Source organism: Streptomyces sp. NPDC107517 (assembly GCF_055582645.1).
In genome coordinates this window covers 226,083-239,307 of sequence record NZ_JBVJPM010000003.1, presented here as the reverse complement: position 1 = coordinate 239,307, position 13,225 = coordinate 226,083, and the positions used below count along the sequence as shown (strand labels likewise).

At 71.8% G+C, this 13,225-nt stretch carries 13 protein-coding genes; 9 read left to right on the top strand and 4 right to left on the bottom strand.

Annotated features, from left to right (window positions below; all coding sequences use genetic code 11):
- The first annotated feature begins 26 nt into the window (after nt 1–26).
- On the top strand, nt 27–677 hold the full coding sequence (locus ACZ67T_RS08895; RefSeq protein WP_469982597.1) for a hypothetical protein: 651 nt from the start codon (nt 27–29) through the stop codon (nt 675–677).
- Nucleotides 678–697: 20 nt separating this feature from the next.
- Nucleotides 698–1,198 (top strand): GNAT family N-acetyltransferase, encoded by a 501-nt coding sequence (locus ACZ67T_RS08890; protein ID WP_469983085.1) that lies wholly within the window; start codon nt 698–700, stop codon nt 1,196–1,198.
- Between the two features lie 15 nt (nt 1,199–1,213).
- Here the strand turns inward: ACZ67T_RS08890 and ACZ67T_RS08885 are convergent, their stop codons facing one another.
- A complete protein-coding gene (locus ACZ67T_RS08885) occupies nt 1,214–1,975 on the bottom strand; it encodes an SLATT domain-containing protein (RefSeq protein WP_469982596.1) in 762 nt (253 codons plus the stop codon).
- 268 nt (nt 1,976–2,243) lie between these two features.
- On the opposite strand from ACZ67T_RS08885, the gene ACZ67T_RS08880 reads away from it, so the two are divergent.
- From ACZ67T_RS08880 to ACZ67T_RS08850, 7 genes are all read left to right on the top strand, one after another.
- The gene (locus ACZ67T_RS08880; RefSeq protein ID WP_100596383.1) at nt 2,244–2,585 is read left to right on the top strand and encodes a YbaB/EbfC family nucleoid-associated protein; all 342 of its coding nucleotides are present in this window, start codon (nt 2,244–2,246) and stop codon (nt 2,583–2,585) included.
- Between the two features lie 90 nt (nt 2,586–2,675).
- Complete coding sequence (recR, locus tag ACZ67T_RS08875; RefSeq protein ID WP_116511760.1) at nt 2,676–3,275, top strand: recombination mediator RecR; 600 nt, start codon at nt 2,676–2,678, stop codon at nt 3,273–3,275.
- Nucleotides 3,268–3,927, top strand: coding sequence for a DUF5063 domain-containing protein (locus ACZ67T_RS08870; RefSeq protein WP_469982595.1), 660 nt, complete (start codon nt 3,268–3,270; stop codon nt 3,925–3,927). The genes recR and ACZ67T_RS08870 overlap by 8 nt, the downstream gene beginning before the upstream one ends.
- 280 nt (nt 3,928–4,207) lie before the next feature.
- Nucleotides 4,208–5,488 carry an aspartate kinase gene (locus tag ACZ67T_RS08865; RefSeq protein ID WP_453775109.1) on the top strand — a complete coding sequence of 427 codons (1,281 nt, stop codon included), beginning with the start codon at nt 4,208–4,210 and terminating at the stop codon, nt 5,486–5,488.
- Complete coding sequence (locus tag ACZ67T_RS08860; RefSeq protein ID WP_469982594.1) at nt 5,488–6,555, top strand: aspartate-semialdehyde dehydrogenase; 1,068 nt, start codon at nt 5,488–5,490, stop codon at nt 6,553–6,555. The genes ACZ67T_RS08865 and ACZ67T_RS08860 overlap by 1 nt, the downstream gene beginning before the upstream one ends.
- A 357-nt stretch (nt 6,556–6,912) precedes the next feature.
- Nucleotides 6,913–7,581 (top strand): SigE family RNA polymerase sigma factor, encoded by a 669-nt coding sequence (locus ACZ67T_RS08855; RefSeq protein WP_469982593.1) that lies wholly within the window; start codon nt 6,913–6,915, stop codon nt 7,579–7,581.
- A 65-nt stretch (nt 7,582–7,646) separates the two neighbouring features.
- The gene (locus ACZ67T_RS08850) at nt 7,647–8,744 is read left to right on the top strand and encodes a hypothetical protein (protein ID WP_469982592.1); all 1,098 of its coding nucleotides are present in this window, start codon (nt 7,647–7,649) and stop codon (nt 8,742–8,744) included.
- A 124-nt stretch (nt 8,745–8,868) separates the two neighbouring features.
- On the opposite strand, the gene ACZ67T_RS08845 is transcribed toward ACZ67T_RS08850, so the two are convergent.
- The 3 genes from ACZ67T_RS08845 to ACZ67T_RS08835 all read right to left on the bottom strand — a co-directional run bounded on the left by ACZ67T_RS08845 (nt 8,869) and on the right by ACZ67T_RS08835 (nt 13,188).
- Entirely contained in the window at nt 8,869–9,696 is an 828-nt protein-coding gene (locus ACZ67T_RS08845) for an SURF1 family protein (protein WP_469982591.1), read from the bottom strand.
- Nucleotides 9,697–9,824: 128 nt separating this feature from the next.
- Nucleotides 9,825–11,639 (bottom strand): S9 family peptidase, encoded by a 1,815-nt coding sequence (locus tag ACZ67T_RS08840; RefSeq protein WP_469982589.1) that lies wholly within the window; start codon nt 11,637–11,639, stop codon nt 9,825–9,827.
- 103 nt (nt 11,640–11,742) lie between these two features.
- Nucleotides 11,743–13,188: a helix-turn-helix domain-containing protein gene (locus tag ACZ67T_RS08835; RefSeq protein WP_469982587.1), complete on the bottom strand. Its 1,446-nt coding sequence runs from the start codon at nt 13,186–13,188 to the stop codon at nt 11,743–11,745.
- Between the last annotated feature and the right edge of the window lie 37 nt (nt 13,189–13,225).

The following is a 13,225-nucleotide window of genomic DNA, read 5'->3' as shown; positions in this document are numbered from 1 at the left end:
CGGGCTTTCACACCGGAGGAGTCGCCTTGGCCTGTGACCTGTGGCTGGTCCCGCTCGTCGATGTGCTGTGCCACAGCCCCGACAACCCCTTCGCCGAGGAACTCGCGCTCTACGACAAGGCGTTGCACGAGGCAGGACTGCCACCGGTGCCGGTCTACTCGTACATGCCCGGACTCTCCGGTGACGTGGCCCCCGTCGCCGGCTTCGACTACGACGCGCTGCACTTCCTGCGCCGCGCGTACCTCCTCCAGATGTGCGGCCTCGCCGTCACACCGGTCGACGAACTGGGCGGCGACTACGAGCAGCTCCTGGAGATGTTCGAGACGACGGCCCAGCAGTCGCACCTGGTCTGGCACTACGACCACGCGGGCGCGTACGTCCCCGTGGACTTCCCGAGCCCGCTGTCCAACGACGAACTCCTCGCCGGCGGCGGCCCCCTCTGCTCCTCCCACGCGCTGCTGCGGGAGCTGGAGTACGTGGCCCGGTCGATCGGCATAGACCCGGCCAACCCGCCGGCGCCCCCGGTGCCGCCGGAGGGCCCCACGTCCCTGGAGGAACCGGCGGCCCCGGCCCCCGTGGACGACAGCCCCTTCGCCCGTGAACGCCACGTCTGGCTCGGCCTGCACGCGGCCGCGACCCGGAGCCTGGCCCAAGGCTCCATGATCATCTTCAGCTGACCTGGAGCCCCGTGCCCGAGATGCGCCCCGCCCACGTCCGCGACCACCCCGCGCTCGTCCGCCATGTGCAGAACTGGTGGGGCGACTCGCGGAGCCCCGCCCGGGCCCGCGAGCTGTCCCGGCTGCTGCCGAAGGTGTTCCTGCAGTTCTTCGCCGGCACCAGCCTGGTCGTCGAGGACGGGGCGGGCATCAGGGCGTTCCTCGTCGGCTTCCACTCCGCCGACGATGACACCGGGGCGTACATCCACTTCGTGGGGGTCGACCCGGAGCTGCGCGGGCGGGGCGTGGCCCGGGGCCTCTACGAGACCTTCTTCCGGCAGGCCGCCGGCGCCGGGCGCCGGGAGGTCCGCGCGATCACCTCGCCGGGCAACAAGGGGTCCGTCGCCTTCCATCGGGCCATGGGCTTCACGCTGGTCGCGGGCGACCGCGAGATCGACGGCGTGCCCGTGCACAGCGACTACGACGGGCCCGGGGAGGACCGGGTGTGCTTCGTCCGCGCGCTCGCGCCGCACCGGGAGTGACGCGGGGCGGGGCGGTCAGCGCGGCTCGGGCGGGCGCTGGCGGGGCATGTTCGGGCGGGCGCCCGGGGGGAGCGGGAAGCGGCCCGGCGGGGGTTCCACGGGGCGGGTGCCCGGGGCGACGGAGGACTGCATCACCAGCGGCGCCGGACCCGAGCGGAACTCCACCATCCAGTCCGCCGTCTCCGCCCGCACCAGCTCCGTCACGTCGTCCGTGAAGCGCCGCAGCACCGACAGGCACCGCTCGGCGGCCTCGCTGGCCGTGCCCTCCGTAGGGCCGAGCACCTCCCGCACGCTCTCCGACGCCCAGTCGAACTGGAGCGCCTGGAGCCGCCGCTGCACCGCCTGGGCCGTGGCCACGTCCCTTATCCAGCCCGACGTGAGCCCGAAGTACCGGTCGCAGGCCACGCACGCCACCGCGAGCAGCAGCGCCAGATACCCCCAGGGCGCGACCCCGCCGAGAGCCCCGGTCAGGTCGAGCAGTGGCAGCGCCGCCCCCGACACCGCACCGGCGACCGCACCGCCGCGCAGCGCCCGAGCCCCCCGCCGCTTCCACACCCGGTCGGCGAGGTACCAGTACGCCGTGTCGAGCGCCCCGCGCTCCACCCACCGGTAGAGCTCGTCGAGCCGCTCGGCGGGCTCGCCCCAGTCCCCGACGGGGAACGTCCGCCCGGTCAGGTCGCCCGGCCGCACCGCGTCACCCGTGCCGTCACTGCGCTCGCCCCGCGCGCCCCGCTCCTCCTGCGGCGGTCCCTCGGGCTGCATCTCCGGCTGGCTCACCCGGCACTCCCTACGACTGGTCCTGGTCACGGATGGGGCTCATGTGCAGAGCATCTTCCTACCGCCCAATGGGTGGCCAAGGACCCGTTTTCGCGGTATTTCCGCCCGGAAGTGGGTCTTGATCAGGTATAGGCGGCGGGCCCGACTCACTCGAAAGAGTGCAGCGAAAGGTGCCGGAGCGGGCGACACCCCGACCACGTAGGCTCGTTCCAGGGCGGAGACCCCGCCCTGGAACGCAGGCCGAAACAGGACGCAACAGGAGCTGATCGTGATTCCCGGTGGTGGCCAGCCCAATATGCAGCAGCTGCTCCAGCAGGCCCAGAAGATGCAGCAGGACCTCGCCAAGGCCCAGGAAGAGCTGGCGCTGACCGAGGTCGAGGGCCAGGCCGGCGGCGGTCTGGTCAAGGCGACGGTGACCGGTTCCGGCGAGCTGCGCGGCCTCGTCATCGACCCGAAGGCCGTCGACCCGGAAGACACCGAAACCCTCGCCGACCTGGTTGTCGCGGCGGTTCAGGCGGCGAACGAGAACGCGCAGACGCTCCAGCAGCAGAAGCTCGGTCCGCTGGCCCAGGGTCTGGGCGGCGGAGGCATCCCGGGGCTTCCCTTCTAAGGAAGCCGCAGCGCAACTAACGTACGTACTACTCAGCGGCTGGCATGCTCAGCGGCACGGCATCACCAAGCAGAAGTCGGAAGGCACTCCGTGTACGAAGGCGTGGTCCAGGACCTCATCGACGAGCTCGGCAGGCTGCCGGGCGTCGGTCCCAAGAGCGCGCAGCGGATCGCCTTCCACATCCTGCAGGCGGAGCCGACGGACGTACGGCGTCTCGCGCAGGCCCTGATGGAGGTCAAGGCGAAGGTCCGCTTCTGCGCGACCTGCGGCAATGTGGCGCAGGAGGAGCTGTGCAACATCTGCCGCGACCCGCGCCGCGACCTCACGGTCATCTGCGTCGTCGAGGAGCCCAAGGACGTCGTCGCCATCGAGCGGACCCGCGAGTTCCGGGGCAAGTACCACGTGCTCGGCGGGGCGATCAGCCCCATCGAGGGCGTCGGCCCGGACGACCTGCGGATAAGGGAACTCCTCGCCCGTCTCGCCGACGGCACGGTCACCGAGCTGATCCTGGCCACGGACCCGAACCTGGAGGGCGAGGCCACGGCGACGTACCTCGCCCGCATGATCAAGCCGATGGGCCTCAAGGTCACCCGCCTGGCCAGCGGGCTCCCGGTCGGGGGCGACCTGGAATACGCGGACGAGGTCACGCTCGGCCGCGCCTTCGAGGGGAGACGACTCCTAGATGTCTGACGCCACACTGAACGCCGTCAAGGACCATCCGGACGACTTCGCGGTCCAGATCTCGGACCAGATCGAGTCCTTCCTCGTCGCGGTCGCCGAGGTGGCCAGGGGCGACGAGCCGGACTCGGCCGTTCCCTTCCTGCTCCTCGAGGTCTCCCAGCTGCTCCTGGCGGGCGGTCGGCTCGGCGCGCACGAGGACATCGTCCCCGACGAGCGCTACGAGCCCGATCTCGGCCCCGAGCCGGACGTCGACGACCTGCGCCAGAAGCTCGCCGTGCTCCTGGAGCCGATCGACGTCTACTCCGAGGTCTTCGACCCGTACGAGCCGCGCAAGGCGCCGGTCGCCTGCCGGATCTCGGACGACCTGGCCGACGTCATGGCCGATCTGCGCCACGGCATGGCCCACTACCGCGCGGGCCGCACCACCGAGGCCCTGTGGTGGTGGCAGTTCTCCTACTTCTCGAACTGGGGCTCCACGGCCTCCGGCGCCCTGCGCGCGCTCCAGTCCCTGGTCGCGCACGTCCGCCTGAACCAGCCGCTGGACGACCTGGACGGCCTCGACACCGACGAGGACCTCGCCGAGGAAGCCCTCGCCGAGGCGGCGGGCAAGGTCATGGCGGAGGAGATCGCGGGCCCGCTGGGGCTCCGTACGGTGAAATGACCCCTCACCTGTGGATACGTGCCGGTGAAACGACCCCCACCCGGGGGGTGCTCGCCGGCGAGATGAACCGGCCGGTGAAGTGACCCACCCCACTTTTCCGGTTGCCGGGCCGGGGCGCGGGCATGCGCCTGTCCGAGCGGCCGGAGCGTGAAGCCCCACCGGGCCCCTGTGCCCGGTGATCACTTCCTGGGCGGGACATCTCAGGATGTGGTATTCCCGGGGCTGATTTCGGCCGCTCGTTAGACTGAGCCGACCGAGACAAACTGAGCGAGGAGCGCACGTGGGCCTTGTCGTGCAGAAGTACGGAGGCTCCTCCGTAGCCGATGCCGAAGGCATCAAGCGGGTCGCCAAGCGAATCGTCGACGCCAAGAAGAACGGCAACCAGGTGGTTGTCGTGGTGTCCGCGATGGGCGACACGACGGATGAGTTGATCGATCTCGCCGGGCAGGTATCCCCGATCCCTGCCGGGCGCGAATTCGACATGCTGCTGACCGCCGGAGAGCGGATCTCCATGGCCCTGCTGGCCATGGCGATCAAAAACCTGGGCCACGGGGCCCAGTCGTTCACGGGCAGTCAGGCCGGCGTCATCACCGACTCGGTCCACAACAAAGCCCGGATCATCGATGTGACCCCGGGACGGATCAGGACGGCGCTCGACGAGGGCAACATCGCCATCGTCGCCGGGTTCCAGGGCGTCAGCCAGGACAAGAAGGACATCACCACGCTCGGCCGTGGCGGGTCCGACACGACCGCCGTCGCCCTCGCCGCGGCCCTCGACGCCGAGGTGTGCGAGATCTACACGGACGTCGACGGCGTGTTCACCGCCGACCCCCGCGTCGTGAAGAAGGCGCGGAAGATCGACTGGATCTCCTTCGAGGACATGCTGGAGCTCGCCAGCTCCGGGTCCAAGGTGCTCCTCCACCGCTGTGTGGAGTACGCGCGCCGCTACAACATCCCGATCCACGTCCGCTCGTCCTTCTCGGGACTGCAGGGCACCTGGGTCAGCAACGAACCGCACTTTGATCAAGGGGACCAGAAGGTGGAGCAGGCCATCATCTCCGGTGTCGCTCACGACACCTCCGAGGCGAAGATCACCGTCGTGGGTGTCCCGGACAAGCCCGGGGAGGCCGCGAACATCTTCCGGGCCATCGCCGACTCCCAGGTCAACATCGACATGATCGTGCAGAACGTGTCCGCGGCCTCGACCGGCCTCACGGACATCTCGTTCACTCTCCCGAAGACCGAGGGCCGCAAGGCCATCGACGCCCTGGAGAAGACGAAGAGCGCGGTCGGCTTCGAGTCCCTGCGCTACGACGACCAGATCGCCAAGATCTCCCTCGTGGGCGCCGGTATGAAGACGAACCCGGGTGTCACGGCCGGGTTCTTCGAGGCGCTCAGCGACGCGGGCGTCAACATCGAGCTCATCTCGACCTCCGAGATCCGCATCTCGGTCGTCACGCGCGCCGACGATGTGACCGAGGCCGTGCGCGCCGTGCACACCGCCTTCGGCCTCGACTCGGACTCCGACGAGGCCGTGGTCTACGGAGGCACCGGCCGCTGATGGCTCAGACCGACAGGCCGACGCTCGCGGTCGTGGGAGCGACCGGGGCCGTCGGCACGGTCATGCTCCAGATCCTTTCGCAGCACGCGGACATCTGGGGCGAGATCCGCCTGATCGCCTCCTCGCGCTCGGCCGGCCGCAAGCTGGCCGTGCGCGGGGAGGAGGTCGAGGTCATGGCCCTGTGCGAAGAGGTTTTCGACGGGGTCGACGTCGCGATGTTCGACGTACCCGACGAGATCTCCGCGCAGTGGGCGCCCGTCGCCGCCTCCAAGGGGGCGGTCGTCGTGGACAACTCGGCCGCCTTCCGCCTGGACACGGACGTGCCGCTCGTCGTGCCCGAGGTCAATCCGCACGCCGCGCGCGTGCGGCCGCGCGGCATCGTCGCCAACCCCAACTGCACGACCCTGTCGATGATCGTCGCCGTCGGCGCGCTGCACGCCGAGTTCGGGCTGCGCGAGCTGGTCGTCTCCAGCTACCAGGCCGTCAGCGGGGCCGGCCGCGCCGGCATCGACACCCTGCGCCAGCAGATGTCGCTCGTGGCGGGTACGGAGCTCGGGACCCACCCCGGCGACGTACGCCGTGCGGTCGGCGACAACACCGGCCCCTTCCCCGAGCCCGTGGCGCTCAACGTCGTGCCGTGGGCCGGGTCCCTGCGCGAGGACGGCTGGTCCTCCGAGGAGATGAAGGTGCGGGACGAGTCCCGCAAGATCCTCGGCCTGCCGGACCTCAAGGTTGCGGTGACGTGCGTACGCGTCCCCGTCGTCACCACGCACTCCCTGACCGTCCACGCCCGCTTCCAGAGCGAGGTCACGGTCGACAAGGCGCGCGAGATCCTCGCGACGGCGCCCGGTGTCGTGCTCTTCGACAATCCGGCCGCCGGTGAGTTCCCCACGCCCGCCGATGTGGTGGGCACCGACCCGACCTGGGTGGGCCGTGTCCGGCGCTCGCTCGACGACCCGGCCGGGCTCGAATTCTTCGTGTGCGGGGACAATCTGCGCAAGGGCGCGGCCCTGAACACCGCGCAGATCGCCGAGCTGGTGGCCCAGGAGTTCCCGCCCGTCGCGTGAGTTCGGCCTCTTCACCGTCCGGAAGCCGGACTTGGTGTTCCTTTATCCGGCGCGCTTTATAAGATCTGTGTAGGACCTGTGAGCGATAGGTGGTCTTAACCACTTGAACGCGGCGGTCCGCGCGCCCGATGATTCGTCGAAGATCCCTCCCCGTTCCGTGCAACCGCGCACGGGACGGGGAGCGTCTTTGCGATCGCCTTTCGGGGGCGCCGGGCCTAGGGGCGCCAGGGGAATCTGGGGCATAGGGGAAGAGCGGGTACGCATGAGGGCACTTGACGCAGCGTCATGGATGATGCCTGCCGCAAACAGGACGCCTGTCGCGTACAACCCTGACGGGGGGAAGCGTGTCCAACAGGCGTGGCAGAGGTACTCGATTTCACAGCGGTTCAGGCGAGGGGCGCGGTCCTTCGCCCGCCCCGGCGTCCCCGGATGTCCGGTTCGTCCGGCGGCATGCCGGTGATCGCCCCCATGCCAGCAGCGCGGCCTGCCCGCATTCCCGCTCAGCGCGAAGGCGCTGAGGAGACGATGGCGGCAGGCACCACGGTCGACCATCTCACCGAGACCTACCGCGCCCACTACCGGTCGCTTCTCGGTCTCGCGGCCCTGCTCCTGGACGACACGGCCTCGTGCGAGGACGTCGTGCAGGAGGCGTTCATCAGGGTCCACTCCGCCCGCAAGAGAGTGCGCGACCCAGAGAAGACGCTCGCGTATCTGCGGCAGACGGTCGTGAACCTCTCGCGCTCCGCCCTGCGCCGCCGCATCCTCGGCCTGAAGCTTCTGACGAAGCCGATGCCCGACATGGCGAGCGCGGAGGAGGGTGCGTACGACCTTCTTGAGCGCGACGCGCTGAAGAAGGCGCTGCGCGGGCTGCAGCGCCGCCAGCGCGAGGTCCTCGTCATGCGCTACTTCGCGGACATGACCGAGGCGCAGGTGGCGGAGGCCCTGGGTATCTCCCTCGGTTCCGTGAAGGCGTACGGCTCCCGGGGCATAGCGGCGCTCCGCGTCGCCATGGAGGCCCCCGCATGAGCAGCGACAAGCACCGCAATGATCGGGATGAGCAGAACAGGCGTGTGGGATCCGGGGATGGAACTGTGAATCACGGCCCCGGCCAGGACGACGGCCTCTGTGGCGGTCCCAAGGATCCCTTCGGCCGCCCGGACTCCGCGGGCGGCGCGGACTCCGTCGACCCGCTGGACTCCCTCGGCAGTGACGAGCTGGCGCTGCGGCGCCTGTTGCACGAGGCCGTGGAGGAGATCGAGCCGGCGGACGGGACGCTCGAACATCTGCGCCGCGCAGTGCCCGCCCGGCGGGCCCGCAAGCGGCAGGCCGTCGTCGGTATGGCGGCCGCGGCCCTGTTCATCGGCACGGCGATCCCCGCGCTCGTCCATGTGACGGGCCAGAGCGGGTCGAACGACCGGCCGTCCATCGCCGGCAACAGCGAGGCGACGCGCGGCGGTACGGGTTCCGGGAAGGGTCCCGACGGCGGCGAGAACAGCACGGGGAGCCCTTCGGGCAAGTCCAGGTCCAAGGACAAGGACGGCAAGAAGGGCAAGCCCGGTGACAAGGGCAAGGGCGTTGGTGGTGGTGCCACCGGCGGCCCTGATCCCGCGAGCACGGCGGCCGCGAGCTCACCGGTCTGCGGGGCGGCCGACCTCGGCGGCGCCCCGGCGAACGTCGGCGCGGCCGACGCGGCCGGCAGGGTCTACGGCTCCTTCCGCGTCACGAACGTCTCGCAGGCGAACTGCTCGGTGGACGCGCCCGGCGCCGTCTCCGTCCTCGCCCAGGGCGCGGCCGAGCCGTCCAAGGTCAACGTCGTCGACCACACGGCGGGCGACGCCGCGACCGGGCTGCCCGACCCGTCGACGGAGCCCAGCCAGCTGATCCTCGAACCGGGCATGTCGTACGAGGTCCGCTTCGCATGGATCCCGTCCGCGGAGTGTCCGACCACGGGAGGCGGGGGCGACCCGTCGCCCAGCCCGAGCCCGTCCGGTGGCACCACGGGTGACGCGACGGGCTCGAACCCGGAGCAGAGCGGCCTGTCCACGCAGCTGGTGGCGGAGGGCCCCACGGCCGACGGCAGCGTGGCGGTGTCCCACACAGCGGAAGCGGGCTCGCCCTCGTCCAGCGCGACCATCCCCAACGCGTGCGCGGGAACGGTGTACCGCACGGGGATTCTTCCGGCGTCGTAGGGGGAGCGGGGAGCGGGGAGCGGGGAGCGGGGAGCGGCGGGGCGAAACCCGGGCTCAGCCGGGGCGCCTCGCCCTTGCCCTCGCACTTGCCCTCGCGCCGGGGTGCCCGGCCGGAGGTGCCGGACTAGCTGCGGGCCGCTTCGGGGCTCGCGGGCTCCGGGGAGTCCGCAGCGTCCGCAGCGTCATCCGATTCCGTGAGACCCAGCGCGGTGTCCCGCGCGAACTCCGCCTCGCGGCGCAGCAGGCGGAACCACATGAAGACCACGAAGCCCGCGAAGACGAACCACTCGCCGGTGTAGCCCAGGTTCTGGAACGCCTTCAGGTCGAGGCCGCTGCCCTGCGGCGCCGTCGCGGGAACCGCCGTCATCCCCGAGTCCGCCTTGTCGAGCGTGACCCACGCGTCGTAGACGTCGTACGGGACGAGGTTCACCAGGGACGCCGCGCTGATCGCGCCGAGCTGCCCGGCCGGCAGGCCCCCCGCGGCGGGCGCCCCGCCCGAGCCGGGGCTCTCGGAGGCCTGGAGCGCACCGGTGACGGTGACCTCGCCCCGGGGCGCGGCGGGAGCCTTCGCGGCGCTCGCCGCACCGGGCACCCAGCCGCGTACGACGGGCAGCGCCCGGCCGGCGCCCCCGTCCGTGCGCAGCAGCGTCACCACGTAGAAGCCGGTCCTGCCGTCGAGTTCACGGTCGGGGACCAGGAGCTGCTTGCCGTAGTGCCCGGTCGCAGTGGCCCGCTTGCCGGACGTCTTCTGGTCCACGGGCAGCAGGGAGTCGAGCGGCCGGGGCGCGGCCTTCTCGTTCGCTGTCGACTGCGCCGAGGCGTCCTTGTGGCCCTGCACCCGGTCCTCGAAGCGGCCGAGCTGCCAGGAGCCCATGAAGACGCAGAAGGGGATGGCGAGCACGACGAACACGTTGATCCCCCACCACCGGGGGGTCAGGAGGAACCGGTACACCCTCCCCACGGTACGGCTCCCGCGCGGGGACCCGGGCCGCGGGGTGGGCCCGGCCCTCAGGACCGTCCCCCCGCCCCGGGACCCGTGGCCTCGCGTCCCGCTGCCCGCCCCGCGCGAGAGCGTCGCCGTCAGGGCAGATGCCGCGCCGCGAAGTCCAGCTCCAGCCGTACCTGCTTGATCCGCTCCTCCACGACGAGCGAACCGTGCCCCGCTTCGTACCGGTACACCTCGTGCGTCGCGCCGCGTGCCGCGAGCCGGTCCACATAGTTCTCGATCTGGCGGATCGGGCACCGCGGGTCGTTGACCCCTGCCGAGACGTAGACCGGGGCCTTCACCTCGTCCACGTACGTCAGCGGGGACGAGGCGGTGAAGCGGTCGGGGACCTCTTCCGGGGTGCCGCCGAACAGCGTGCGGTCCAGCGCCTTGAGGGCCTCCATCTCGTCGTGGTACGCCGTGACGTAGTCCGCGACGGGCACGGCCGCGAGGCCCACCGCCCAGACGTCCGGCTGGGTGCCGACGCCGAGGAGCGTGAGGTAACCGCCCCACGAGCCGCCCGCGAGGACGAGCCGGTCCGGATCGGCGAGCCCGGACGACACGGCCCACTCGCGGACCGCCGCGACGTCCTCCAGCTCGATGAGGCCGACGCGGTGCTTGAGCGCGTCCGTCCACTCGCGCCCGTATCCGGTCGAGCCCCGGTAGTTGACCCGGACCACCGCGTACCCGTGGTCCACCCAGGCCGCGGGTCCGGCCGCGAACGAGTCGCTGTCGTGCCACGTCGGCCCCCCGTGCACCTCGAACACGGTGGGCAGCGGCCCCGTCGTCCCCGCCGGCTTCTGTACGAGGGCGTGGATGCGGCCGCCGGGCCCCTCGACCCAGACGTCCTCCACCGGCACCGACGCCGGCGCCTTGAGCCCGGGCGGATCGAGGACCACGCCGCCCGACGTGGACCGGACGACCGACGGCTCGGCCGCCGAGGACCACAGATACTCGACGCTGCCGTCGGGCCGCGGCGTCGCCCCTGACACCGTGCCCGGCGGCGTCTCGACGCGGGTCAGCGCGCCCGAGCCGAACTCGTACCGCCACAGGTCGCTGCGGGCCTCGAAGCTGTGCGCGACCAGGAGGGCGGAGCCGTCCGGATACCACTCGGCGGAGATGTCACCGGGCAGGTCGAGGGCGAGATCGGTCTCCTCGCCCGACGCCACGTCCCACACCATCGGCTCCCAGCGTCCGCGCCGCTGATGCCCGACGAGGAGCCGGTTGTCCCCGTCGACCGGAGCGAAGCCGAGGACCTCCAGGCCCAGCTCCTGCGTGCCGCCCTTGGTGTCGTCGAGCTCGGCGACCGTCGTCCCGTCGGGCCGCACCACACGCAGCGCCGCGTGCATGGCGTCCCCGTGCTCCGTGTGCTCGATGGCGATGAGGGTGCCGTCGTGCGAGAGGTCACCGACGCCGGCCGATTCGCGATGCCGGTAGATCTCGCGGGGCGCGCCGCCGTCGCGGACGACATGGATCGTCGTGCCGTCCTCGTCCGTGGAGCGGCCCACGACCGCCGTCGAACCGTCCCTCCCGATGGCCAGGCCCGCCGGGTACGAGGCTTCGAGCCCGTCCACCGCGGGGACGTCGTCGCCCCCGCCGAAGGGCTGGCGCAGCCACACCCCGAACTCGTCGCCGTCCTTGTCGCTGAACCACCAGATCCACTCGCCGTCGGGGGACAGGACGCCGTCCGTCGTCCCGTTCGGCCGGTCCGTCGCTCTGCGCTGCTCGCCGGTCGCCCGGTCCCACGCGTACAGCTCGTACGTCCCCGTCGCGTTCGACACGAACAGGGAGCGGTCCGGCGCGTCCTCCGCCCAGTCGGGCAGGGACACCCGCGGCGCACGGAAGCGCTTCTCCCAGTCCGGCATGGATCCGCCGCCCGCCCCCCGAGGGGTCCCGTTGCTCTCAGTCATGGCCCCATAGTGCCCCCACCGGCCGACAATCCGCTGGCGAGGTTCCCCAGCCTGTGGACAACCCCAGCCTGTGGACAACTCCTGCCTGTGGATGACTTCCCGGTCACACGGGCGGCTCGGCGGGGGCCGGGCCGAGGGTGGTGGTGCCGGGCGCGGCGCGGTGCCCGAGGCCCGTGCGGTACGTGTCGAGGGCGGCGTCGATACGCCCCGTGCGGCGGTAGAGGTCGCCGAGCAGGCGGCACAGGTCGGCCAGGTCGCCCGCCGCGCCCGCGCGCTCGAGCAGGCTCAGCGCGGTGACGTAGTGCTCTTCCGCGGCCTCGGTCGCCGCGGTGTCCTCCGGGTCGCCCGCGGCCCCCGACTCCTCCGCGATGATGCCGAGCAGCCGGTGCGCGCCCGCCGCGTGGACGGCGCCGCGCTCCGGATTCAGGTCGCCGAGCAGGGCCCGCAGCAGCGCGGCGGCCTCGTCGCTGCTGCCCCTGCGGCGCAGCACGTCGGCCAGCTCCACCTCGACCTGCGTCGTGTAGAGCACCGCCCGCTTGGCCGACAGCATGTCGCGCGCGATTCTCAACTCCCGTTCCGCGTCGGCGAGCCGTCCGTCCTGAGCGTGCACATAGCCGCGCATCCAGTGGCAGTGCGCGAGTTCGGTGCGGATCTGGAGCCGCTGGTACAGCTCGGCGGCCTTGCTCAGGGAGGCGTCGGCCTCCGCGGCGCGCCCCTCGGCGAGGAGCGTACGGGCCACCGAGCGGTGCATCTTGGCGACGAGTACGGGGTCCCCGGCCTGCGGGGCCAGTGACAGCGCCAGCTCGGCGGCCTGCGCGGCGCGCGCGTGGGCGCCCATGTCCATGTACGGGGCGATGGTCGCGGTGTAGAGCAGGAGCAGGGCGTCCGGGTCGTGCAGGCCGCTGGTGTTCAGCTCGTCGAGCGCGGACTCCAGGAGGTAGCACGCGTACCGCAGCTCTCCGCAGAGGTAGTGCGCGAGGGCACGCGCGCGCACGACGGGGGCGCGCTGGGGCAGTGGTGCGCCTGCTGCGACGAGCAGTGCCTCGGAGGCCTCGAAGTGCCGGTGGGCGTCGGGGAGTTCGCCGGTCTCCAGGGCGCACTCGCCGAGGCCGAGTTCGGCGGCCGCCTGTTCGGCGGTGAGGCCGTGCCGCCCCGCCTCGGCGCGCAGCTCCTCGTAGAGGACGGCGGCCTCCTCGGCGGCGCCCGTGGCGAGCCCGCGCTGGGCCTCGGTGAGCCGCAGGCGCAGCCGGGTGGCGAGGTGGGCGGGCTGCCCCGTCGTGAGCTCCTCGTAGGTCACGCCGAGGCGCTCGGCGACGTGCCGCAGGGCGGCCTCGGAGGGGCGGACACGGCCCGCTTCCAGGGTGGAGATGTAGGCGGGCGTATAGACGGGCTCGGCGACCTGACGCTGAGTCAACCCGCGTTCCGTACGCAGACGGAGGACGCGGCGGCCGATGGTTTCGTCGGCAGGTTCGGCGTCCGGTACGAGGCCGGGTTCCCCGTCCGGTATAGAGCCGGGGCCCCCCGCCTCCGGGGTGTTGTCGTGCGTCATCGTGGGGCGCGCCGCCCTTCCTGTCCCGCTCCGTGGT